This is a genomic window from Rhizobium sp. BK538 (genome assembly GCF_014197575.1).
Lineage (GTDB): Bacteria > Pseudomonadota > Alphaproteobacteria > Rhizobiales > Rhizobiaceae > Rhizobium.
This window is the reverse complement of record NZ_JACIFT010000001.1, coordinates 259,640-283,073: the sequence shown is the minus strand read 5'-3', so window position 1 is coordinate 283,073 and position 23,434 is coordinate 259,640. Positions and strand designations below refer to the sequence as shown.

Genomic DNA, 23,434 nt, shown 5'->3' with positions numbered 1-23,434 from the left:
GGAACAGCCATGGAGACAATGCCTTCGACCTCGGACAAGATATTGGACATCGCGCAGTCACTCATCGTGAGAGGTGGCTACAATGGCTTCAGCTATGCCGATATCTCGGGTGCCATTGGAATCCGGAAGGCAAGCATCCATCATCATTTCCCGACCAAGAGCGAGCTGGTCGTGGTTCTCGTTGATCGATATCGTCGGCAAGCATCCGAGGGCCTCAAGGCCCTGGACGAGAGCTTTCCCAACCCGCTCGAGCGACTGAAAGCTTATCTCGGCTATTGGCAGCAATGTATCAAGGACGCATCGGCACCGATCTGCGTCTGCGCCATGCTCGCCGGCGAGATGGCAATGTTGCCAGAGGAGGTAGCCGCGAGAGTGCGTGCGCATTTCCAGCGGTTGGCTCAATGGTTGAATGACGTTTTGAAGGCTGGGGCGGACCAAGGCGCATTCCAGCTCACCAAAAAGCCCGCTGACGAAGCTCAGTTATTCATGGCAACAGTGCACGGCGCGATGTTGTCAGCGCGGGCCCTGGACGATCCCAAGCTGTTCAACGTCATCACAAAACCTCTACTCGACAGATTGAAGGCAGCTGGCGTCGGTTGGAATTCGTGAAGGTCACGCAAGGTAATCACTACATCCGTGTTCGCGTCCCAGGCGCTTGCTGACGGGCGCTGGAGTACCGTTTGTGAAACCGCTGCGACAAACCGTTCAGTGAAGCGCGCCCAGCTATGTCGCCGTCCCAAATCGTGCCGGTTGTGAGCGATAGAATCGGTTTCTATCGCTCACAAATTGTAGGAGCATGAGTTATAGAAAGGACGTCTATACCTCATGAAGTGGAATTGGACGCAGCAAGCTTGGCCTCAATTCATTTATGACGAGGCTCACCTCAAGACACTGGAAGATCGTTTTCTTCTATCTTCTGGGGAAGTGATCGGGGCTGTCCGTCACATCCGTGATGAGGAGCGCAATCTGCTGTCTGTCGAGCTTTTAAGCGACGAGGCCGTAAAAACCTCGGAGATAGAAGGCGAAATGCTCGATCGACTGAGTGTCCAATCCTTGTTGCGCCGGCAATTCGGTCTCGATGCTGACAACTGTCCCGTAAAGCCGCAAGAGCGTGGGATCGCCGAAATGATGGTCGATGTGTACGAGACCTGTTCGGGCCCACTCAATCACGAAACGCTGTTTCGCTGGCATGGGATGCTGATGACAGGAAACCGTCATCTTGAAACGATCGGCAGATATCGGACCCATGACGAAGCCATGCAGATCGTGTCCGGCCGTCTCGACCAGCCAACCGTTCACTATGAAGCTCCACCGTCAAGGCAAGTGCCGGCAGAAATGGAAGCTTTCATGGACTGGTTCAACAGATCAGCGCCGAGCGGTGAAAGTCCCCTGCCCGCTCTGACACGAGCGGGATTGGGTCATCTGTATTTCGAAAGCATCCATCCATTTGAAGATGGCAATGGCAGAATTGGCCGGGCGCTTGCGGAAAAATCACTGGCGCAGAATATCGGCCAACCGAGCCTGATCTGGCTGGTCTATTTTGCCGAAACCGTTCTCGAGGCACAGCAGACGGCCCTGGAGCGTGTGGCCTTCTTCATCGCCAAGGCGCATTCGTATGACCGCTTTCGCGATCTGCTCAACGAGCGGCAGGAGAAGGTCATTGCTCGCATGTTTCGTGAAGGCCCAATGGGTTTCAAGGGTGGATTAAGCGCTGAGAACTATATCTCGATCACCCGAAGTTCCCGAGCGACCGCCACGCGCGACCTTCATGATTTAGTGGAAAAAGGTGCACTCAAGCGTGCGGGTGAGCGACGGTACACGCGCTATGCCCTAAATCTGCCTGCAATTAAATAGCGGCCGACAAGGGCACTTACCGAAGCTTCCAGCACAACGGCGCTTGTAGCTCGGTGACTGCCGGCGTCCTCAGAAAACACCTCTTTCTGTCGTCAAACGCTTGTCATTCTGGTGTTCCGCTTCGATAGCTTTGAGACTTTCGATCAGAAGATCGGACAGTGCAGCGTATCCATCCGAGGAAGGCCGCGGGATTTTGGACGCCGCGCGTGGTAACGTCGGTCCATGGAGATCGATGAGGACAGGATCGACGATGCAGTTTTGGCGCTGTTATGGCTGACGCTGCGTAACGAGCGATAGCTTAGCAGGGCTGACGAGCAAATTTCCTCGTCGCATGACGTCCCTGCGATGCCGACGGTTCGACGCGCTCCAGGCAAGAGAAATCCCTTGCACTTGCGTATCTGGTTGGGACATCTTGGTTGGCTACTCACCGAGGGAACTTTGAGCATTCTGAAGCATTCTTGATCATCTTCAGGGGAGGACGTCATGAAGTGCTGCCGCCATGCTGCTGTCACCGTGCTCTTCTTAGTGGTGACAGGCGCTGCATATGCCGATGAGGCGCCTTTCCTCCAATCGCTGGCCGGTGATTGGACCGGAGGAGGCATGATGAAGCGCACGACATCCTCGTCCCCGATCAACCTCAACTGCAATTTCAAGACGCAGGCCAGTGGCGAGGCGCTTTCGATGCAGGGAATTTGCCGTGGGATGATCGTCGTCACACGAGCGGTTTCCGCCAACATCAAAGTCAACGGCGCGCACTATGCCGGCAGTTACATCGGCCCGGCAGGGGGCGTTTCGGGCCTGCGTGGAACGCGCAGCGGCGATGCTATCAACTTCGCCGTGCGCTGGTCGAAGGTAATCAATGGCGATCGCAGCGCCAGCATGACGATCCAACGTGTGGACGACAATGCGATCCGGATCCGAACGGTCGACGTGGATCCGGCGTCCGGCCAGCAGGTCGTGACAAGCGATCTCAATCTGCGTCGCAACTGAGATCCTCTGCAGGGATAGGACCCCTCGTCTGAGCAAGTCGGGAAACCTATATAGCCGCAAAACGCCGGCGATTTTTGCCGACTGAACCGGAGATATGTATGAGCCGCGACCCGTACGAGCTTCTCGGCGTGAAAAAGGACGCCACGCAAAAAGACATTCAAAGCGCATTTCGCAAGCTCGCCAAGAAACTTCACCCCGACCTTAACCCCGGCGACAAGAAGGCGGAGAGCCGTTTCAAGGAGATTTCTGCTGCTTACGAACTGCTGAGCGACGAAGAAAAGCGCGGGCGCTTCGACCGCGGCGAGATCGACATGACCGGCGCCGAGCAGCCGCAGCGCCACTACTATCGCGACTATGCCTCGGCCGCCAACGCCGGCAATCCTTACCACAACAGTGCGGGTTTTGCCGATTTCGGCGACAGTGACGATGTATTCTCGAGCTTCTTTTCGCGACGCGCACGTGGAGGAGAATTTCGCGCACAAGGCCAGGACCGCCACTACTCGATGGAGGTGGATTTCCTCGATGCCGTCAACGGCACGAAGACACAGATCCGTTTGCCGGATGGGCCAGCGCTCGATCTGCAGATACCGCCTGGAACGCGTGATGGCCAGACGCTCAGGCTGCGAGGCAAAGGCGAGCCCGGTATCGGCGGCGGCCCATCTGGAGATGCGCTCGTGGAAATTCGCGTGCGTCCGCATCGCTTCTATGTTCGTGATGGCGACGACATTCGCTTCGATCTGCCGATTACGCTGCGCGAGGCCGTGCTCGGCGGCAAGGTGCGTGCGCCGACGCCGTCCGGTCCTGTCAACCTCACATTGCCGCCGCATTCGAACACCGGGAAGGTTTTGCGCCTGAAGGGCAAGGGCGTTCCGAAGAAAGGCGGCAGCGCTGGAGACATCTACATCTCGCTGAAGATCGTGCTGCCGGACGCTCCCGATCAACAGTTGACCGAGTTCATGACCGGCTGGACGGCAGGCGATGCGCAGGATCCGAGAAAGGGCATGGGAGCATAGCCATGGATGATCTTGAATTCCGGCGTTTTCTGAAGATCGATGTGAGGGTGCTTGAGGTCTGGGTTGAGCAGGGATGGCTGCTGCCGCAGACACGTAACGGCGCTCGCGATTTTCGCGACAGTGATGTTGCGCGGGCGCAGCTCATCCTCGACCTGACGCGGCATATGGGTGTCAACGACGCCGGCGTCGACCTCATTATGGATCTCATCGATCAGATTCATGGATTGCGCGGAACGCTTCGCGAATTGCTTACCGCCATGGAGGAGCAGGACGAGGAGGTCAAGCGCAGGCTGCGTGGTAAGCTAGACGACATCGCCGGCATCCGGGGCCTTTGACCAATCGCCTGTTGACTCCTGCTCGCAGGGCCTGGCGATATCATCTGAAAGGGTGACCACCCTCAAGGAGGCATGAATGACCCAGGATAATCATCACGAGCAGATCGACTGGCGCGAGCATGGCGTAAAGGTCATTCCAGGCAACTCACTTGATCCCAATACGGCGCAGACACCCGGAATGAACCGGGCAACGGCGATCAATCATGCGCGCGCCGGGGCCGAAAAGATATGGGCCGGCACCGTCACCATCCACGCGAATGCGAAGACCGGCGCCCATCACCACGGCGATCTCGAAAGCATCATCTATGTGGTCAAGGGAAAGGCGCGCATGCGCTGGGGCGAGCATCTCGAATTCACGGCAGAGGCCGGCCCCGGCGATTTCATCTATGTGCCACCTTACGTGCCCCACCAGGAGATCAATGCCAGCCGTGACGAGACCCTAGAATGCGTCGTCATCCGCTCCGGCCAGGAGCCGGTGGTCGTCAATCTCGATATCGAACCAGTCGAAAAGCCGGAAGACGTGCCATGGATCGATCCGATCCATAGGCAGTAACGCCCTTACAGTGAATCCTTGAGAATAGCCGCAAAGCTCGGATCAAAGGCGCGGCTGATCGGGTCGGCGGCTGCGCCAAGGGCGACGGCCCAGGGGTCGGTCATTCCAAGCTGGAAGCGAGGAATGAGCCGGTCTCGGCGATCGGCGATCGACGGTGGGAGTGGGTGCATTGCCTCGACCAGACGTCGCGCCAGGGCTTCCGGCGCGCCGCCGCAGAGGATCACGGTCTGCGGATCGAAGATCGATTCGATCAGGTGCACGCTCCAGCGCAGATCCATCACGGCTTCTTCAATCCAGCTCTGAATTCTCGCGTCATCGTTCATCGCCAGTTCGTTCACCATCGCGTAGACGCCTGGATCGGCGGGATCGATCGCCAGATGCTGGTAGAGCGAGGCGAGTGAAGCGCGATGTTCGAGTGGGGTCGGGCTGCCACTTGCCGAAAGCAGGGCCATGCCGATTTCGCCGGCATTGCCATGCGCACCGCTATAAAGTTCCCCGCCGAGGATCAGGCCGGCACCGATACCGTAACCGAGATAGAGGCAGACGGCGTGATCGAGCCCGTGGGCGGCGCCAACCATGCGCTCTGCCGTGGCGCATGCAGCCGCGTCGTTTTGCAGACGAACGCCAAGCCCTGTGCCCGTCGCAAGCGTTTCCAGCAGCGGAAATTTCTGCCAGGCTGCCATCATCCAGGGATCGTCACCGGTCGCCTCGATACCGAACGGGCCGGGCATTGCCGCACCCAGACCAACGAGCCGCCGCTCCGATTGCGCGACAAGCCCAGCAAGATCGCGACGGACCTTGTCGATGAGTTGGAGAATAACCGCTGCACCGCGTGACGGGCCATCGGGCGGCAGGTTCGCCTCGGCTCGCGTCAGCACGTTGCCGACAAGATCGACGGCGATGGCACGGGTTACGTGACGATCAATCTGTAGCCCGATCGCAAACGCCCCTTCCGGCACCAGCCGATAGGGTGTCGATGGTTGGCCCCTGCCCTTGCGTACGGCTTCCTGCGCGGTGACCAGCCCTTCCTGTTCGAGTTCGTCGATAATGTTCGACACGGTCTGCTTGGTGAGCTTCGTGGCGCGCGCCAGATCAGCGCGCGAGAGCGCCCCGTTCATCCTCAGGGCATCCATCATCACACGCCGGTTATGGGCGCTGGTGCCTTCATGATTGGTGCCACTCTTTGCCCGTATCAGGCGCGTGTCGTTCATCCTGAATTCCCTCTTGACAGCAGTAGAATATTGAAGAAGTAATAAGTCAAGACAATTGACTTAATAAGGAACCAAAGAGTTCCAGGGAACGCAACGAGCCAGAAGGCGGCTCTGACGACGCTCTGAATCTGGCAGCTGGCTCACCGGCGCCTTTTCGACAGCTGATGGCGACGACCGCCGCCCTCAGGAATTGGGTGAATGTCAAAAAACTGGAGGCTGGAATGTTGAAATCCTTAAACAAGACGCTGCTTGGAGCGGCACTGATTGGTGCATCTTTTGCGCCACACGCCTTTGCCGAAACGACGATCAATGCGTTGTTCATGGCGCAGGCCGCCTATAGCGAAGCCGATGTCCGTGCCATGACGGATGGCTTCTCAAAGGCAAACCCGGACGTCAAGGTCAATCTCGAATTCGTTCCCTACGAGGGCCTGCACGACAAGACGGTGCTCGCCCAAGGTTCTGGCGGCGGTTATGACGTCGTCCTCTTCGACGTCATCTGGCCGGCCGAATACGCGACCAACAAGGTGCTGGTCGACGTCTCCTCGCGCATCACCGACGACATGAAGAAGGGCGTTCTGCCTGGCGCATGGACGACGGTTCAGTACGACGGCAAGTATTACGGCATGCCGTGGATCCTAGACACCAAGTATCTGTTCTATAACAAGGAAATCCTCGAAAAGGCAGGCATCAAGGCCCCGCCGAAGACATGGGACGAGCTGACCGAACAGGCAAAGACGATCAAGGACAAGGGCCTTCTCGCAACGCCGATCGCCTGGAGCTGGTCGCAGGCCGAAGCCGCGATCTGCGACTACACCACGCTCGTCAGCGCCTACAAGGGCGACTTCCTGAAGGACGGCAAACCGGACTTCCAAAATGGCGGCGGTCTCGACGCGCTGAACTACATGGTGTCCAGCTACAAATCTGGCCTGACCAACCCGAACTCCAAGGAATTCCTGGAAGAGGATGTGCGTAAGGTCTTCCAGAACGGCGATGCCGCTTTTGCGCTGAACTGGACCTACATGTACAACATGGCGAACGATCCGAAGGACAGTAAGGTCGCGGGCAAGGTCGGCGTCGTCCCGGCTCCGGGCGTGGCAGGCAAGAGCGAGGCGTCGGCTGTTAACGGCTCGATGGGTCTTGGCGTCACGACCGCCAGCAAGCATCCCGATGAGGCTTGGAAGTACATCGCCTTCATGACCTCGCAGGCGACGCAGAACCAGTACGCCAAGCTTAGCCTGCCGATTTGGGCCTCCTCCTACGAGGACCAGACCGTGACCAAGGGCCAGGAGGAACTGATTGCTGCAGCCAAGATCGGTCTCGCCGCCATGTATCCGCGCCCGACGACCCCGAAGTATCAGGAACTTTCGACGGCCCTGCAGCAGGCGATCCAGGAAGCCCTGCTTGGCCAGTCCTCGCCGGAAGACGCTCTGAAGTCGGCTGCAGAAAACAGCGGTCTCTAAGCGATATAACCGTCCAGGCGGCCTGGTGCCGCCTGGCTCCACTTTGACAATCCGATGAACTGAGAGGGCGCCTCATGTCCGGCACCTGGATGACAACGCGCGCGTGGCTTTTGATGTTGCCGCTGCTTGTCGTGATGATCGCCGTCATCGGATGGCCGCTCGTCGACACCGTAGGGCTGTCTTTCACCGACGCAAAGCTCGTCGGCACCGCCGGCAACTTCGTCGGCATCGATAACTACGTGAAATTGGTCTCCGGCTCGAATTTTCAGAAGAGCCTGATCACGACCACTTGGTTCGCGGTCATTTCGGTCGCCGCCGAAATGGTGATCGGCGTTCTTGCAGCCCTTCTCCTCAATCAGGATTTCCGCGGCCGCGCGCTGTTGCGCGCGCTGATGATCCTTCCCTGGGCGCTGCCAACGGTGGTGAACGCGACGCTCTGGCGGCTGATCTACAATCCGGAATACGGCGCGCTCAACGCAGCGCTGACGCAAATCGGCCTGATAGACGCCTATCGCTCGTGGCTCGGCGAACCGGGCACGGCGCTTGCCGCCCTGATCGTTGCCGATTGCTGGAAGAACTTCCCGTTGGTAGCGCTCATTGCGCTTGCTGCCTTGCAGGCAGTGCCGCGCGACGTCACCGCTGCCTCGCTGGTCGACGGCGCCGGCCCCTTCGCCCGCTTTCGCTTCGTGATCCTGCCTTATCTCGCCGGCCCGTTGATGGTGGCATTGGTCCTGCGCACCATCGAGGCCTTCAAGGTCTTCGACATCATCTGGGTGATGACCCGTGGCGGTCCCGCCAACAGCACGAGGACGCTATCGATCCTGGTCTATCAGGAAGCGTTCTCCTTCCAGCGCGCTGGCTCCGGTGCCTCGCTGGCACTGATCGTTACACTGCTGGTGACGCTGCTTGCCGTCGCCTATGCCGCGCTGGTGCGCAAGACCGCAGGGAGTGCTGGCTGATGGAACGCAAGAGCCCGATCTTTTCAGTCTTCATTTATGCTTGCGCGTTGCTGCTTGCCGCCGTCATTCTCGCACCAATCCTGTGGCTGTTCATCATGAGCATCTCTCCGGCTGCCGACCTTGCTGCCAAGCCGCTGCGCTGGTGGCCGCAGTCGGCTGATTTTTCGCGTTACGGCGTCCTGTTGTCGACCATCGAAAACAGCGCTGGCGCGGCCTTCACCTCGTCGCTCAGAAACAGCATCGAGGTTGCAGGCATGGCGACGATTGCAGCCATCGCGCTGGCCATTCCGGCCGGCTGGGCCGTGTCGCGGACGCCTTCCGTCGGCTGGTCGCTTTCAATGGTCATTGCCACGTATATGCTGCCGCCGGTGGCCCTTGCCGTGCCGCTCTACATGGGCTTGGCCCATCTCGGCATGCTGAACAACGTTTTCGGCCTTGCTCTCGTCTATCTGACGATCCTTGCCCCTTTCACGACATGGCTCATGAAGTCCGGCTTTGACTCCATCCCGAAGGAAATCGAAGCAGCAGCCATGATCGACGGCGCGGGTCTGCTCCAGACTTGGAAAATCATCACCCTGCCGCTCGCCATGCCGGTCGTCGCAACCTCGGCGCTGTTTGCCTTCCTGCTCGGCTGGGATGAGTTCTTCTATGCGCTGCTCTTCACCTCCGACCAGCGCGCCAAGACACTCACGGTTGCCATTGCCGACCTCGCCGGTGGCCGTGTCTCCGATTACGGACTGATCGCAACCGCCGGCGTGCTTGCCGCCCTGCCCCCGGTGCTGGTTGGTCTTGTCATGCAACGAGCCCTGATTTCCGGGCTGACCAGCGGCGGCGTCAAGGGATGACAAGCACCATGGGAACGAGACGACCAGCCGGCCTGATCGCAATCGATCACGAAATGTCGCGCCAGCATGCCGACGCCCTGGCGTCCTACGCTGGCGCGACGCAGACTGCTCAAACCATCGCGGCATCGCTGAAGAAGAAAGGCAGCCTCCTCCTTCTTGGCATGGGCGGGTCCCATGCTGTCGGTCGTGCCGTCGAACCGCTTTATCGCGCCCTCGGCATCGATGCGATCGCCCTGCCTCTTTCCGAGCAATTGGGGCAGCCGCTTTCGCTCGAGAGGCGAACCGTGCTCATTACGTCGCAATCCGGCGAAAGCGCCGAAGTGGTGCGCTGGTTCAATGAGACCGGTGGCGGCTCCGACACGTTCGGACTGACGCTGGAGGCAGGATCATTTCTGGCGCGTACAGCACCCTGCCTCATCGGTGTTGGCGGCACGGAACTGGCGTTTGCGGCCACCCGCAGCCTGACTGTCTGCTTTGCGCTGCATCTTGCAGTGCTGGCGGCCCTTGGCGAGGATCCTGCAACCGCGCTTGCCGCTCTCACCTTTCCCGAAACGCCAGACATCGATGCCGCTGTTGCGGCGCTGGATGGCGTTTCTGCCGTCGTCACCTCCGGCAGGCGCCTCCAGGGCCTGGCGGAAGCGCTGGCGCTTGGCCTGACGGAGCTCTCCCGCCGCCCCTGCTTTTCGCTGGAGGGCGGGCAGTTGCGACACGGGCCGATGGAAATGCTTGGCTCGACAATCGGTGTCGTTCTTTTTCGAGGAGAAGACAGCACGGCCGGCTTGGTCACGGCCATGGCTGTATCAGCAGTCGAAACCGGCGCTCCGGTGATCATCTTCGATGCGTCGGGCAAAGAGCCGGTCGCAGGTGCCGTTACCGTCGGCTTCAAGGCGGCCACGGGTCTGGCGGCGATCTTCGCAATGCTGCCGGTGGCACAGCGCTTCATGATTGCGTTTGCTGGTGCGCGGGTCGAGAACGCCGGTACACCGGTGCGCTCCACCAAGATCACCCGGAGCGAATGATGCGTCCGCTTGCTGTTATCGGAAATGTCAATGTTGACCTCATCCTCGGCCCGGCGGCGCCCTGGCCGAAGGCCGGTACCGAGATCATCGTCGATCATGACGAACTACGCGTCGGCGGAGCAGCCGGCAACAGCGCCCTTGCCTGGAACGGCCTCGGCGTCGAGTTTGAGATTGCGGCCAATGTCGGCAACGATCAGTTCGGCCGGTGGCTGAGCGAGGCTTTTGGCGAGCGTGCCGCGAAGTGGCCCGTGCGCCCCGAGCAGACGACACTGTCCGTCGGCATCACCCATCCTGATGGGGAGCGCACGTTCTTCACGACCCGTGGCCACCTGCCGCGCTTCAGCCTGGCCGATGTGCTTGCAGTTCTCGATGGCGCGCAGCTGTCGGGCGGCTATGTGTTGCTCTGCGGCTCGTTCCTGACGGACGATCTCACGCGCGACTACGATGCGTTCTTCGACTGGGCGGACCAGCACGACATTGCGGTCGCGCTCGACACCGGCTGGCCGCTCGACGGCTGGACGGAAAGAAACTGCGATGCCACGCGACGTTGGCTGTCGCGCTGCGCAATCGCTCTTCTCAACGAGGTGGAATCCACCACGCTCGCCGGCCTCGACGACCCGGCCGAAGCAGCAGCAGACATCCGATCGCACATGCCGGATGGTGCGATCGTCGTTGTCAAACGAGGCCCGGATGGAGCTCTCGCGATCGGCGGTGACGGGAAAACCGTCTCGGCCCCGGCCCCCGCCGTCACGGTCGTCGACACGATCGGCGCCGGCGACGTTTTCAACGCCGGCTTTCTGGCGGCCCTGGCACAGGAAAGGTCTATCGCTGACTGCCTTGCGGCTGGAACAACAGTCGCCTCACGGGCCATTTCCACCCTTCCCCGCAATTACGGCGGACCGTCCGCCTCCGAGGAAACCGCTCAATGAGTGCGCTTGAAATTGTCAACATCCGCAAAACATACGGCGATGTCGAAACCTTGAAGGGCATCGACATTGCGCTCGAAAGCGGCGAGTTTCTCGTGCTGCTCGGTTCCTCCGGCTGTGGCAAGTCGACCCTGCTCAATATCATCGCAGGCTTGGCCGAAGCCAGCAGCGGCGACGTGCGCATCGGCGGGCGCTCCGTCCTTGGCGTGCATCCAAAGGACCGTGACATCGCCATGGTCTTCCAGTCCTATGCGCTCTATCCAAACCTGACCGTTCACCGCAACATCGGTTTTGGCCTGGAGATGCGCAAGGTTGCGGCTGCCCAGCGCGACCGGGCAGTGCGCGATACGGCCAAACTGCTGCAGATCGAAAACCTGCTCGAGCGCAAACCGAGCCAGCTGTCGGGCGGCCAGCGCCAGCGCGTTGCGATCGGTCGCGCGCTGGTGCGAAAGCCGGAGGTCTTCCTCTTCGACGAACCGCTTTCCAACCTCGATGCAAAATTGCGCATGGAGATGCGCACAGAACTCAAGCGCCTGCATCAGATGCTAAAGACCACGGTCGTCTATGTCACCCATGACCAGATCGAAGCCATGACGCTCGCCACCCGCATCGCCGTCATGCGAGACGGGCGGATCGAACAGCTTGGCGCTCCATCTGAGATTTACGACCGGCCGGCAACCCTCTATGTCGCCACCTTTGTCGGTGCGCCGCCAATGAACCTCTTGAACGTTACGGCGCGCGGCAGTGAACTTCAGATCGACGGGAGCGATACCGTGCTGCCGCTGCCGGAGGGACTTGAACCCCGACCCAAGAACGGACAAAAGCTGATCATCGGTATACGGCCGGAAGCATTTCGACTTGGCTCGACCGGCCTCACGGTTCCGGTGACGTGCGAGGTTGCCGAATTGACCGGCCCCGAGCTCGTCGTCACCGCTTTTGCCGGCACGCAACGGATCATGGCCTGCCTGCCGCCGCGCACGGCTTTGGAGAATGGCCAGCCGCTGACGCTTTCTTTCGACCGGGAGGCAATTCACCTCTTCGACGCAGAGAGCGGATCGCGCTTATAGGATCGGTTCCGGTACGGGACGAAATGACACCCGAAGCATATGCAATCGGGCGGTCCGGTGAGGGGCAAGCTGCCACGACAATTGAGGCGTGGCCGGGATGGCTCGGTTGGAAGAAGCCGCTTTGGATGAAGCTCGCCTTTCCGTTCGACGTTTTCAGACGGCGTGGATACAAAGTAGCCAAACCTCGCTTCCGGGCCATAGCTCCTGCTTCACGAGGAGAAATACCATCGAACAGGCCTCGGCCAAGATCGTTTCGATGCTCGACACCCACACAACCAAGCGTCTTAGCCAAGTCAAGGAACGCTTCATAAGAAAGGTATGGGCTGCTTTCTGATTAAGCGCTCATTTGATCATTTTGCATCGCGCTCGATGATCCACTCGACTTCAGCGACACGCTTCTTACGCACGAAGTCCCTGAAAACGCGTATGAGATCGTACGGAATTTGATTGCGCAGGAACCTGAGACCAAGGGCATTTTCGTCAATGGCGGCGGCATATCAGGCGTGCTGCGAGCCATGCGTGAGCTCCCGCCAGAACGGCAGGGCAAGATTCGAATTGTCTGCAGCGACGTCGGACCTGAAACCCGCAAAGGGCTAAGCGAAGGCCTGATCACAGCGTCGTTGTGCCATCCTCTCGACAAAATGCCGGGGGAGCTTATCGACGTCATGCTCAGACTGATCGAGCGCCGGGACACGTCCTCCATCGAACAGCGCATCGTGCCGTTCGATATTCTCACGCCGGAGAGTATATGGACGTAGTCAACGAATGCCATTCTAGAGCGCGAACAGCTCGCACCGGCACGACGTTAAACTCAAATCTTGCGAAGCAGGTTGCTTGCTGAGAAGCGTTCTCGCGGTTATCGGCTTCCAACGCATCTCTCCACGTAAATTTCCGACTAAGACTAACGCGCAAGAAATCGTTATGACACTGTCATACGATGTGGTACGACAGATCGAAAGGATGAACCGATCATGCGCACTAGCAAGCCCATCACTGTCAGTCTCGGAAAACAGCAGAAAGTTCTTGATACGCTTCTTGCATCCGGCGACTACGACACTGCAAGCGAGGCCTTGCGGGCTGGATTGCGCGCTCTGGAGCGCGAACGTGAGATGATTGATGAGGTCATGCGCGCCAAGATCCAAGAGGCGATTGACGATCCTCGGCCCAGCATTCCGGCCAATGATGTCTTCCGCGACCTGCGCGTTTTGCATGCGGAGCAGCCAAAGACCCGCAAGCGTGGCGTATAGCGTCGTCTTTCGCCCTGCGGCTGCGGCAGATCTGCGCAGTCTCTATCTCTACATTTTGGAACAAGCCGGTCACGACAAGGCGGGCGAGTACCTGGGACGGATCGAAACGGCCTGTCGTTCATTGGAAACTCACCCTAAACGCGGCACCGTACGGGATCATATATTGCCCGGATTGCGGATCATCGGGCTTGAACGAAGTGCCTCGATTGCATTTCGTGTTGAAGGCGACACGGTGGAGATCCTGCGTATTCTGCGATGCGGTCTGGAGATTCCGGTCGATTGGGCAGATGCCTGAAAAGGCCATAGAGCGCCAATAGCGTCGCTCTTCGGATCGGATGAGACTTGGGTCACTTCTAAGATTGAAATGTGCCCTACGGGGATCTGGCGTTTCGGGCTGCAATTGCCTCTGCGCCTAAAGAAATAGTTCAAACGGAAGATGAAATAGACTGTGTCGCAGTGCACTCCCTGACGGATAGCGTCCAAAGCACGTCCGTCGACCGTGTACGCTTTCAGAAACGGGATGTCGTGCTCGACCGCCTCGCCGATCTCACTGGTTTCGGCGCCGACGACGGCAAAGCCGTTGCGGGGCAGCGCGGGCCCGACAGCACCTCAAAGCCGGGGCAGGACGCGAGGCGCGGGCATCACCGGGGTGTTCAACGGCAGGCCGGCGAACCAAACATCGGCTGACGGGCGGCGGAACAGTGAGGGTTAGCCGAAAACGACCGCCCTCACCGCCCTGCCCTCGCCAACGACCGGGCGATATCGACGATGTCGTCGCGCGAGGCAGTTGGGTTGGTCTGTCTTAACGTCACGACACTAATTCGATGGCACCGGACATGGACTTACCCCCCAGATGTCGCCGGCATATTCGGCGATGGTGCGATCGCTTGAGAACTTTCCTGAAGCAGCGATGTTCAGGATCGTTTTTCGGCTCCACGCTTCCGTTTCTCGATAGAGTGATTGAAGGCGGGAATCTGCTTCCATGTACGAGGTGAAATCAGCCAAATGCATGTACGTATCGCCGCCAACCAGAAGTATGTTGCGCAGCGCGTCGGTGATCATCGGCTCATTCCGCGAAAATTCACCCGAGAAGACGAGATCAAGGACAGCGCGTATCTCGGGCTCGTTCTCATAGTGCCAGCCGGGGCTATACCAGCCGCGGCTCTTTGCGACTTGGTCTGCCGTCAGCCCGAACAGGAAGAAATTTTCTTCGCCTGCGGCTTCGGCCATTTCGATAGTTGCACCGTCACGCGTGCCGATCGTGAGAGCACCGTTCATCATGAACTTCATGTTGCTCGTGCCGCTAGCCTCGTATCCCGCTGTTGAGATCTGGTTAGAAACGTCGCTGGCAGGAATAAGCTGCTCGGCGAGCGACACGCAGTAGTCAGGGAGGAATAACAGCCGAAGGCGACCGCGTACCAACGGATCGCCGTCGATCGTGGCGGCGAGGTTGTTCAAAAATTTTATAGTCAGCTTGGCCACGTGGTAGGCCGGAGCCGCCTTTCCAGCGAAGAAAAACGTGCGCGGCGGCATATCGAGATCAGGGTTCTGCCGCAGCCGACGGTACAGAGCGACGACCCGTAGCCCATTCAAGAGCTGTCGCTTGTATTCATGGATGCGCTTCACCTGGCTATCGAAAATCGTGTCAGGATCAACCAGAACGCCCGCTTGCGACTTGAGCCAATCAGCAAAACGGACTTTGGCCTTGCGCTTTGCCGTTCGGACGGCGGCAATGAACCCGCTGTCATCGGCAAGTAACCTCAGACGTTCGAGGTCCGCCGCGTTCGTTATCCAGCGGTCGCCGATAGCCTCAGAAATACATCCGGCAAGACCCGGATTTGACAGCAATAGCCAACGGCGCGGAGTGACGCCGTTTGTCTTATTGTTGAAACGACCAGGATAGAGCTCCGCGAGATCCCCCACGGTGACGCTTCGGAGCAGCTTCGAATGTATTTCTGCGACACCGTTGGTGCTATGGGAGCCTGCTATTGCGAGGTGAGCCATGCGCACCAACTGATTGCCCTGCTCGACAACAGCTATGCGCTCGATGCGGCCATTGTCCCCCGGCCAGCGGGTTTGCACCTCTTCCCGTAAGCGGCGATCGATTTCCAGGATGATTTCCAGATGCCGCGGAAGCATCAACTCAAACCAGCGTAGCGGCCACTTCTCCAACGCTTCCGGAAGGAGGGTGTGGTTTGTGTATGCAAGCGTCCTTTTCGTGATGTCCCATGAATGCTCCCAGCCAAGTTTTGCCGTATCCAGGAGGATCCGCATAAGCTCCGCGACGGCGAGACTAGGATGGGTATCATTGAGTTGGATAGCCACCTTTCCCGGCAGATCGTCCCAACTGCTGTTGCTGCTTTGAAAGCGTCGAACCAAGTCGGCCAGCGAGCACGAGACAAGAAAATATTCCTGCACGAAGCGAAGGCCTTGTCCCATGCTTGTCGAATCGTCCGGATAAAGAACGCGTGTTACAGTTTCCGCTGTCAGCCGTTCGGCCAGCGCGCCAACGAATTCCCCGGCGCTAAACTCCTGGAAGTCAAATACGTCGGGGGTTGCGGAGGCCCAGAGCCGCAATGTGTTTATGGTTTTTCCGCCATATCCTACTACGGGTCGGTCATAAGGGATTCCGAGCAAGCGCGAGGGCACGCCGGGGATGGCTTTCAGGCTTCCCCCGCGCACTTCGAACGAACATCCAAGCTCGACCGGCACTGCCAAGTGAGGTCGGGCAACCTCCCAGGGATCGGGCCTGCGCAACCAGTTGTCCGGTTGCTCGCGTTGCCAGCCATCTACAATCGACTGTTTGAAAATTCCGTACTCATAGCGCAAGCCATAGCCCATTCCCGGCAATTGCATCGTCGCCATGGACTCGAGGAAGCATGCTGCCAAGCGTCCAAGCCCGCCATTGCCGAGCCCGGCGTCGGGCTCTTCGATAAGCAAGGCCAACTCGTCCAATTGATGTCTATGAAAAAATCGAGCGGCAGGACCACCAAGCCCCAGGTTGACAATGTTGTTGCTGAGGGAGCGGCCAATCAAGAACTCCATGGAGAGATAGTAGATGCGTTTCGGGTTCTGACGACTATAGATCTCTTCCGTCTTTTCCCAGCGCTGGGAAAGGATGTCCCGAACAGAGCGCGCAACTGCTTCATACCGCTCACGGTTTCCTATCTCGCTTGATGCAAGCACGTTGTCGAATAGCAGGTGACGTTCGTAGAGCGCCTCGCCGCTGCCGCTCAACTTCAGGCGACCGCAGTCGTATTGCGGCGGTATGGAATCCACCGCATCCAATTCAGGGACTTGGGCAGATTTTTCCTGGTCGTCGGCCATTCCATATCTCCGAGCTTGTCGGTTGCGATCTTTGGATTGGTTTACGAGCCATCGCAGCGCCGCACACAAAACGGTGTTCTGACGATTGGGTTTGCGATGGCCTTCGACTTAATTCAGTTTCATAACAACACTACCCTCGATCCTGCCGGCTTTCCTGCGGTCGAAGATCGAGTTGACGTTTTCAAGCCTGTCCCATCTAGGCGGGGACGCGTGCGAGAACGATGCTGCCCGAAACCAACGCAGGAGGGAAGCATGTTGCCATAAACGACGCGCATCCCGAAATAGCCCGTGAGTTTGTAGTCCGTCCAGATGCCGAGTACCAAGAGGGTGCCGGCTGGCAGCGGCTTTCCGGATTTCGAGAGCTCGATCGTTTCGGGAAGACCAAAGGCTTCTTCCTTCGAGGAACCACGGTCGTAGGTCGCGTAGAGGACGAATTTGTCGAAGTCCGCGGGGACCGTAGCGCGATTGGTGTCCGCCCTCGCTCCCAGCCCAAGCAGAAGAAGGATTGCGACCGTGACTGCGATGAGGGAAATTATGCGCGTAGAGAGCATGAGGAGCCGTTCTCGTTGCATTGGTTTTCGGTCAAGTCCCGCTAGGGGCCAGCAAGGCTTGGCTGGGCACCGCGTGGGTGCCCAGCATGACAAGCGTCATGCGGCTAGGCAGAGACGACGACCAGTTCCATCTGCATCTCGTTCATGGCCGCCATGTACCGTGATCTTGGAAAGGACCGCGTCGATCTCGATGAAGCCTGCAGGCGTCAGTTCCACGCGCAGCGCGCTGAGGTTCTCGTTGAGGTGATCGACGTTGCGTGTGCCGGGGATCAAAACGATGAACGGCTTCCGGGCAAGCAGCCATGCAAGTGCGATCTGCGCAGGCGTCGCGCCCTTTGTCCCGGCGTAATTCTTCAGGAAATCGACGATCGGCCTCGAGTTTCGACGGCGCACGACTGGAAATTGCCAAGGGCCCGCATGATAAAGCGGATTTGGGCGCGCACGGCCACAGCCGTGTCTTCTCCCTCCTGCACACGCTGCTCAACCAAGACCGGATGGAAGAACGGTAAGAACGCTGTGATCGCTCCTTGTGCGGCTTCCTCGGCGTCTTCGACCTTCAACTCACCTGCTTGCAGACCCTCGCGGATAAGTGCTCTTAGGATCGCCAGGATCTGCTCGTTATGGGCGTCAATGATTGTCCAACGTTCATTCATAGCAGCGGCGAGCAGCTCGTGGATGGGTCTCTCCTCCACCAATCTTCTCATGCTGTGCCGGTGAAGGGTATATAAGAGTTCGACAAGCCTTTTGCCTGCTGGCGCGTCCATGCGTGCGATCGCATGAGCAACTTCGGCAACCTCTTTGACGATAAGTCCGCAAACCGAACTGTTGATCGCCGTCCTGGAGGGAAAGAAACGATAGACATTCGCGCGGCTCATGCCGAGTTCCGAGGCGATGTCGGCCACCGACGTCTTATGATAGCCGATCCGCCGAAAATACCGTTCCGCCACCTCGAGAATCCGCGTCCGCGACTGCTCGGGATCAATTTCCATCGAGTCCGCCAGATTCATCATCGCCTCCCAGTTTGACGAAATGAATCCGGCGTGCCTGTCCGGACGATCACCCTACTTTGCCGAAAACCACCTGATGTGGTGCATCGAGCAGAGCCACGGGAAAATCGCGTAGATCGCTTTCGGCAAAAGAACATTACTCAGCAGCCATAGCCGTTTGTAGCTCCACATCCTTCGGCGAATTTTTATGCATTTCAAGTTTCGTCGGCTTGATGCGGAACCAGGTGGCAAAAAGAGCGGGAAGAAAGAGCAAGATCATCACGGTCCCGACCGCCGTTCCACCGATCAGCGTGTAAGCCATCGAGCCCCAGAACACCGAGTGGGTGAGAGGAATGAAGGCAAGGACGGCCGCGAGCGCTGTCAGGATGACGGGACGCGTTCGCTGCACCGTCGCCTCGATGACGGCATGGTAATCGTCGAGACCGGCCGCCTTATTCTCCTTGATCTGTTCGGTCAGAATCAGCGTGTTGCGCATCAGGATTCCAGCCAGTCCTATCAGTCCGAGAATGGCATTGAAGCCGAAAGGCTGATGGAAGAGGAGCAGCACCGGTACCACGCCGGCAAGACCGAGCGGCCCCGTCAGCATGACCATGGTCATCGTCGACAGGCTCCGGACCTGGAGGATGATGACGATCAGCATGGCCGCAATCATCGCCGGGAAGATCTGGACGAGAGCGACATTGGCCTTGAGCGATTCCTCGATGTTTCCGCCCATCTCGATACGATATCCGACTGGAAGCGAGGCGATCAGCGGCTGAAGCGCCTTCATAACCTGCTGCGAGACTTCCGGGGGCTGCGTTGCCTCGTTGATATCAGAACGGATCGTGATAAGAGGTGTTCGATCGCGACGCTTCAGGATCGGTTCTTCAAACCGGATCTCGGAGTGACCGATCTGATCGAGCGGGACCTGTCGGCCATCACGACTCATCAGCGAAAAATCTGCCAATCTTGAGGGATCGAGCCGGTTTTCGCCGGCACTGCGCGCAATGACAGGCACGTTGCGGATGTTCTCGCGAACCTGCGTGATCGGAATTCCGCTCAGCAGCAATTGCATCTCCTGGGCCGCCTCCACCGGCGAAAGGCCGATCAGGTTGAGCCGATCCTGGTCAGGGACAAAGCGCAGCCCGGGCGTGCGGTTGCCCCAATCGCGGTTTGCCTGGCGCACATCCGGCACGCTCTTCATGATGTCGAGAGCTTTCTCGGAGATCCGGTACAATTGCTGCGGATCGGGACCAGTTATTCGGAACTCCACCGGAAACGGCGTGTAGGGACCGAATACGAGCTGCGTGACGCGAACGTAAGCCTCAGGGGCAAGCCCGCTTGAGACGGCTGTCCGAAGACGTTGCTTCAACGCCTCGCGGGCCTCGGCGTCGGGAGTCAGCACGACGATCTTGGCGAACGATGGGTCCGGTAGTTCCGGCGCCATGGCAAAGAAGAAGCGAGGAGCGCCCTGACCCACATAGCTCGTGACGATCTTTGCCTCCGGCTGCTTCTGCAGCCACCCTTCAAGCTTTTCAACCGTCGCCGTCGTCGTCTCGATACTGGTGCCTTCGGGCATACGGACTTCGACAAGGACCTCGGGACGGTCTGACGTCGGGAAGAACTGCTGTTTCACCGCTCCCATTCCAACGACAGAGACCCCCATGGCGATGCCGACCACCGCACAGGTGACGAACTTGTGGCGCACGGTAAACTCGATCAGCCCCCGCAGGCGCCGGTAATTCGGCGTGTCATAGATGGCGTGATGGCCACCCTTGACCGGCTGGATAGCGGGGAGCATCTTGACGCCCAGGTAAGGCGTGAAGATCACCGCGACGATCCAGGATACGATCAGCGCAAAGCCCACGACCCAGAAGATGTTGCCGGCGTATTCGCCTGCGGTCGATCTGGCAAAGCCGACCGGCATCAATCCGATGATCGTCACGAGCGTGCCGGACAGCATGGGCGCTGCCGTATGGCTCCAGGCATAGGCGGCCGCCTTGATGCGATCCATCCCTTCTTCCATTTTCACCACCATGACCTCGATGGCGATGATGGCATCGTCGACCAGAAGGCCGAGCGCCAGGATCAGCGCACCGAGCGTGATACGATCGAAGAACCGCCCGGTCTCCAGCATGATGAGGAAAACGACGGCAAGCGTCAGCGGAACGGCCAGAGCCACGACGATGCCCACACGCCAACCGAGGCTGATGAGGCTGACGAACAGCACCACGCCGAGCGCCATGGCGAATTTCAGCATGAATTCGCCGACCGCTTCCTGGATGTTGACGGCCTGGTCGCTGACCTTGGCGAGCGTCATGCCGAGCGGAAGGCTTTGAGCGATCGTCGCAGACCTTTCTTCCAGCGCCTTGCCGAGTTCCAGTCCGTTCCAGCCTTGTTGCATCACCACGCCAAGCATGATCGCGGGCTCGCCATCGTGGCGAATGAGGTAGGTGGCCGGATCTTCATAACCGCGCCGCACTTCGGCAAAATCCGAGAGCTTCAGCGTACGTCCGGCGGCGACGATCGGCGTATCGGCAATCGCCTTGATGCCATCATAGGCGCCATCGAACCGAATGAAGACCTGCGGGCCGCGTGTATCGATCGACCCCGCCGGCGTCACGGTGTTTTGCCGCTGCAAAGCGGCCGCAATATCTTGCGCCGAAATCCCTAGCGTGGCGAGCTTGGCAAAGGAGAATTCGACAAAGATCTGTTCGGGCCGCTCGCCAAGGATGTTGATCTTCTTGACGCCCGGCACGTGCAGAAGATCCTGGCGGATTACCTCGGCCTGCCGCACAAGCTCGCGCATCGGCATACCCTTGGCCTTCAACGCATAAAGGGCGAAGCTGACATCGGAGTACTCGTCGTTGACAAAAGGACCAAGGACGCCCTGCGGCAAGTTCCGGGCCTCGTCTCCAAGCTTCTTTCGGGCCTGATAGAATTCCTCCTCGACTGCCGTGGGCGGCGTACTGTCCTTCAACGTGACGGTCGAAAAGGCGTATCCCGGCCGGGTCGTCGTTTCGACGCGGTCGTACCAGCTGAGTTCCTGGAGTCGTTTCTCAAGCGGCTCAGCGACAAGGTCCTGCATTTCGCGCGCTGTCGCGCCTGGCCACACGGACGTCACGGTCAGAGTCTTGATGGTGAACGATGGGTCCTCCGCGCGTCCGAGCTTGACGAAGGCATAGACGCCGGCCGCGGCCAAAAGGACGATGAAGAACAGGGTAACGGCTCTCTCGCGAACCGCGAGCGCGGATAGATTGAAGTTCATCAGTTTGCCGCCTCTGCCTGTTCTGCCTTCGTTCGAACGCTCGCGCCGTCCTGCAGCAGATGGGCTCCGAGAGCGACGACCGGCTCGCCTGCATTCAAGCTGGAAACCACAGCGGTCTCCTCACCCATTTGTTCTATTTTGACCTCCCTGAAATGGACGGTCGAAGATTTCCCGTCGAAGACCCAGACCCCGGTTCGGCTGCCGTCGTCCAAAACGGCGCCAACAGGCACTGCGGCATGCGATTGACCATTGCTGTTAGAGATCCTGATCGTCACTGTCGCTCCCAGCGGGGCTGACGCTGCCGCGCCATCCAGAACCCAGCGTGCTTCGTAGGTGCGGGTTTGAGGATCGGCGGCGTCAGAGATCTGCCGGAGCCGCGCCTTGTCCTGCCGGCTCTCGTTGCCGTAGATGCTGGCGTTGGCCATGTCGCCGATCTGCGGCCGCAGGGATTCCGGAAGCCAGACCAGCGCTTCACGCGGGCCGGCCTGTGCGAGGCGGACCACGGTTTGACCCGCTGTCACGACCTGACCCGGCTCCCCCAAGGTTTCGACGATAGTCCCGTCGGCGTCAGCAACCAGCAGCGAATAGGTTGCCGCGTTTTCTGCGACCCTTGCATCCGCCTGTGCCGCGGCAAACTGCGCGGTTGCGGTGTCAAGCGCAGCCTTTGCCTGCTCGTAACGCTGCGGAGAGGCCGCCGCCAATCCGTTTTTCACCAACGCAGCGTATCGCTTCTCGTCGGCTTGCGCCTGGATCAGCACAGCCTCAGCCGAGGCGACCGCATTGCGTTTGGCCGCAAGTGCGAGTCGCAAATCAGTCTCATCGATGCGCATCAGCGGCTGTCCGGCCTTGACCTGCTCACCAACGTCCACATAACGCTGCACGATCTTACCGGGCACACGGAAACCCAGATTGCTTTGCACCCGTGCGGCGATGGTACCCGTAAAGGTACGTTCGGATGTGTCCGGCCTCTTTGCTTCCACCAACCTCACGAGGGGTGGCGCGATGCGGGGGTCGGCGGCTTGCGCCTTTCCTTCCGAGGACTCCGCGAGCACAACGAACGCTGTGGCGCCGGCAGTTGCCAGCAGACCGAAGGAGGCGAGAAGAATTTTGCGGCTCATGTCATTAATCCTTCTTGACGGGCGCAGCAACTAATTTAGATTGCGATCTAACTCTATGTGAGTTATAGATGTCAAGTGCAATCTAATTGGAGACCGATATGAGAGTCAGTCGCGCTCAGGCAGAAGCAAATCGTGAAGCGGTGATCAACGCCGCAAGCCGGCTCTTCCGGGAGCATGGCTTCGACGGCGTCGGCCTAAAGGATTTGATGAAAGGAGCCGGCCTCACTCAAGGCGGGTTCTACAAGCAGTTCGAATCGAAGGATGATCTTGCGGCGCTGGCGTCGCGGCGAGCAATGGAGAGCGCGACGCGCAGGTGGTCGACGGTTGCTGCCGGAAGTCCAGACCCCCTTGAGGCGGTTGTCGGCCTCTACCTTTCGACTGGTCACCGGGGAGAAACCGGCGATGGCTGCCCGCTTGCGGCGCTTGGCTCCGATGCGGCGCGCCAGAGGGAAGAAGTACGAGCCCCGTTCCAGGACGGCATTGAAGCTCATCTTCAGATACTCGACGAATTGATCCCGGTCTCGGACGGCTCGAAACCTTATGACAAGGCCATGGCTGTCCTCTCCCTCATGGTGGGCGCCGTAACGATCTCCCGCATCCTGACTGATGAAGGCATGTCGCAACGTGTCCTCGAAGCCGCCGCTGATGCCGTCAAGCGCATCACGAGCTTCGCGGAAAAAGAATGAGATGTCAGCTCTGGGAGTT

At 59.3% G+C, this 23,434-nt stretch carries 23 protein-coding genes; 16 read left to right on the top strand and 7 right to left on the bottom strand.

The window, feature by feature from the left end; all coding sequences use genetic code 11:
• The first annotated feature begins 9 nt into the window (after positions 1-9).
• From FHX09_RS01385 to FHX09_RS01360, 6 genes are all read left to right on the top strand, one after another.
• A complete protein-coding gene (locus FHX09_RS01385; RefSeq protein ID WP_132587986.1) occupies positions 10-609 on the top strand; it encodes a TetR/AcrR family transcriptional regulator in 600 nt (199 codons plus the stop codon).
• A 216-nt stretch (positions 610-825) separates the two neighbouring features.
• On the top strand, positions 826-1,854 hold the full coding sequence (locus tag FHX09_RS01380) for a Fic family protein (RefSeq protein WP_184449132.1): 1,029 nt from the start codon (positions 826-828) through the stop codon (positions 1,852-1,854).
• Between the two features lie 483 nt (positions 1,855-2,337).
• Positions 2,338-2,844, top strand: a complete 507-nt coding sequence (locus FHX09_RS01375; RefSeq protein WP_132587988.1) for a hypothetical protein — start codon at positions 2,338-2,340, stop codon at positions 2,842-2,844.
• A 98-nt stretch (positions 2,845-2,942) separates the two neighbouring features.
• The gene (locus FHX09_RS01370) at positions 2,943-3,857 is read left to right on the top strand and encodes a DnaJ C-terminal domain-containing protein (protein ID WP_132587989.1); all 915 of its coding nucleotides are present in this window, start codon (positions 2,943-2,945) and stop codon (positions 3,855-3,857) included.
• A 2-nt stretch (positions 3,858-3,859) separates the two neighbouring features.
• Entirely contained in the window at positions 3,860-4,192 is a 333-nt protein-coding gene (locus tag FHX09_RS01365; RefSeq protein ID WP_132587990.1) for a chaperone modulator CbpM, read from the top strand.
• Between the two features lie 76 nt (positions 4,193-4,268).
• Complete coding sequence (locus FHX09_RS01360; RefSeq protein WP_132587991.1) at positions 4,269-4,745, top strand: cupin domain-containing protein; 477 nt, start codon at positions 4,269-4,271, stop codon at positions 4,743-4,745.
• Between the two features lie 5 nt (positions 4,746-4,750).
• Here FHX09_RS01360 and FHX09_RS01355 read toward each other — a convergent pair whose 3' ends face one another.
• Positions 4,751-5,956 carry an ROK family transcriptional regulator gene (locus tag FHX09_RS01355; RefSeq protein WP_132587992.1) on the bottom strand — a complete coding sequence of 402 codons (1,206 nt, stop codon included), beginning with the start codon at positions 5,954-5,956 and terminating at the stop codon, positions 4,751-4,753.
• Between the two features lie 221 nt (positions 5,957-6,177).
• Here FHX09_RS01355 and FHX09_RS01350 point away from each other — a divergent pair, with 221 nt between their 5' ends.
• From FHX09_RS01350 to FHX09_RS01310, 9 genes are all read left to right on the top strand, one after another.
• Entirely contained in the window at positions 6,178-7,416 is a 1,239-nt protein-coding gene (locus FHX09_RS01350; protein WP_007795761.1) for an extracellular solute-binding protein, read from the top strand.
• A gap of 74 nt (positions 7,417-7,490) precedes the next feature.
• Positions 7,491-8,375, top strand: a complete 885-nt coding sequence (locus FHX09_RS01345; RefSeq protein WP_132587993.1) for a sugar ABC transporter permease — start codon at positions 7,491-7,493, stop codon at positions 8,373-8,375.
• Positions 8,375-9,220, top strand: coding sequence for a carbohydrate ABC transporter permease (locus FHX09_RS01340; protein WP_007795753.1), 846 nt, complete (start codon positions 8,375-8,377; stop codon positions 9,218-9,220). The genes FHX09_RS01345 and FHX09_RS01340 overlap by 1 nt, the downstream gene beginning before the upstream one ends.
• Before the next feature lie 8 nt (positions 9,221-9,228).
• Positions 9,229-10,239 (top strand): aminotransferase, encoded by a 1,011-nt coding sequence (locus FHX09_RS01335; RefSeq protein ID WP_245505388.1) that lies wholly within the window; start codon positions 9,229-9,231, stop codon positions 10,237-10,239.
• On the top strand, positions 10,239-11,168 hold the full coding sequence (locus FHX09_RS01330; RefSeq protein ID WP_184449130.1) for a PfkB family carbohydrate kinase: 930 nt from the start codon (positions 10,239-10,241) through the stop codon (positions 11,166-11,168). Before FHX09_RS01335 ends, FHX09_RS01330 begins: the two co-directional genes overlap by 1 nt.
• Complete coding sequence (gene ugpC, locus FHX09_RS01325; RefSeq protein WP_132587995.1) at positions 11,165-12,232, top strand: sn-glycerol-3-phosphate ABC transporter ATP-binding protein UgpC; 1,068 nt, start codon at positions 11,165-11,167, stop codon at positions 12,230-12,232. Before FHX09_RS01330 ends, ugpC begins: the two co-directional genes overlap by 4 nt.
• A 443-nt stretch (positions 12,233-12,675) precedes the next feature.
• Positions 12,676-12,990, top strand: a complete 315-nt coding sequence (locus FHX09_RS01320; RefSeq protein WP_246699364.1) for a hypothetical protein — start codon at positions 12,676-12,678, stop codon at positions 12,988-12,990.
• Between the two features lie 213 nt (positions 12,991-13,203).
• Entirely contained in the window at positions 13,204-13,479 is a 276-nt protein-coding gene (locus FHX09_RS01315; protein WP_132587996.1) for a type II toxin-antitoxin system ParD family antitoxin, read from the top strand.
• Positions 13,469-13,774, top strand: a complete 306-nt coding sequence (locus FHX09_RS01310) for a type II toxin-antitoxin system RelE/ParE family toxin (protein ID WP_184449128.1) — start codon at positions 13,469-13,471, stop codon at positions 13,772-13,774. The genes FHX09_RS01315 and FHX09_RS01310 overlap by 11 nt, the downstream gene beginning before the upstream one ends.
• A 521-nt stretch (positions 13,775-14,295) precedes the next feature.
• Here the strand turns inward: FHX09_RS01310 and FHX09_RS01305 are convergent.
• The 6 genes from FHX09_RS01305 to FHX09_RS01280 all read right to left on the bottom strand — a co-directional run bounded on the left by FHX09_RS01305 (position 14,296) and on the right by FHX09_RS01280 (position 22,729).
• Positions 14,296-16,806 (bottom strand): glycogen/starch/alpha-glucan phosphorylase, encoded by a 2,511-nt coding sequence (locus FHX09_RS01305; protein WP_184449126.1) that lies wholly within the window; start codon positions 16,804-16,806, stop codon positions 14,296-14,298.
• Between the two features lie 119 nt (positions 16,807-16,925).
• Complete coding sequence (locus tag FHX09_RS29555) at positions 16,926-17,357, bottom strand: hypothetical protein (RefSeq protein WP_246699363.1); 432 nt, start codon at positions 17,355-17,357, stop codon at positions 16,926-16,928.
• A 96-nt stretch (positions 17,358-17,453) separates the two neighbouring features.
• Complete coding sequence (locus FHX09_RS01295; RefSeq protein ID WP_165933024.1) at positions 17,454-17,750, bottom strand: aldo/keto reductase; 297 nt, start codon at positions 17,748-17,750, stop codon at positions 17,454-17,456.
• Positions 17,711-18,364 carry a TetR/AcrR family transcriptional regulator gene (locus tag FHX09_RS01290; RefSeq protein WP_184449124.1) on the bottom strand — a complete coding sequence of 218 codons (654 nt, stop codon included), beginning with the start codon at positions 18,362-18,364 and terminating at the stop codon, positions 17,711-17,713. Before FHX09_RS01290 ends, FHX09_RS01295 begins: the two co-directional genes overlap by 40 nt.
• Before the next feature lie 136 nt (positions 18,365-18,500).
• Positions 18,501-21,611: an efflux RND transporter permease subunit gene (locus FHX09_RS01285; RefSeq protein WP_184449123.1), complete on the bottom strand. Its 3,111-nt coding sequence runs from the start codon at positions 21,609-21,611 to the stop codon at positions 18,501-18,503.
• A complete protein-coding gene (locus FHX09_RS01280) occupies positions 21,611-22,729 on the bottom strand; it encodes an efflux RND transporter periplasmic adaptor subunit (RefSeq protein WP_184449120.1) in 1,119 nt (372 codons plus the stop codon). Before FHX09_RS01280 ends, FHX09_RS01285 begins: the two co-directional genes overlap by 1 nt.
• Positions 22,730-22,827: 98 nt before the next feature.
• Between FHX09_RS01280 and FHX09_RS01275 the strand changes: the two genes are divergently transcribed.
• The gene (locus FHX09_RS01275; RefSeq protein WP_184449118.1) at positions 22,828-23,415 is read left to right on the top strand and encodes a TetR/AcrR family transcriptional regulator; all 588 of its coding nucleotides are present in this window, start codon (positions 22,828-22,830) and stop codon (positions 23,413-23,415) included.
• The last annotated feature ends 19 nt before the right edge of the window (positions 23,416-23,434 follow it).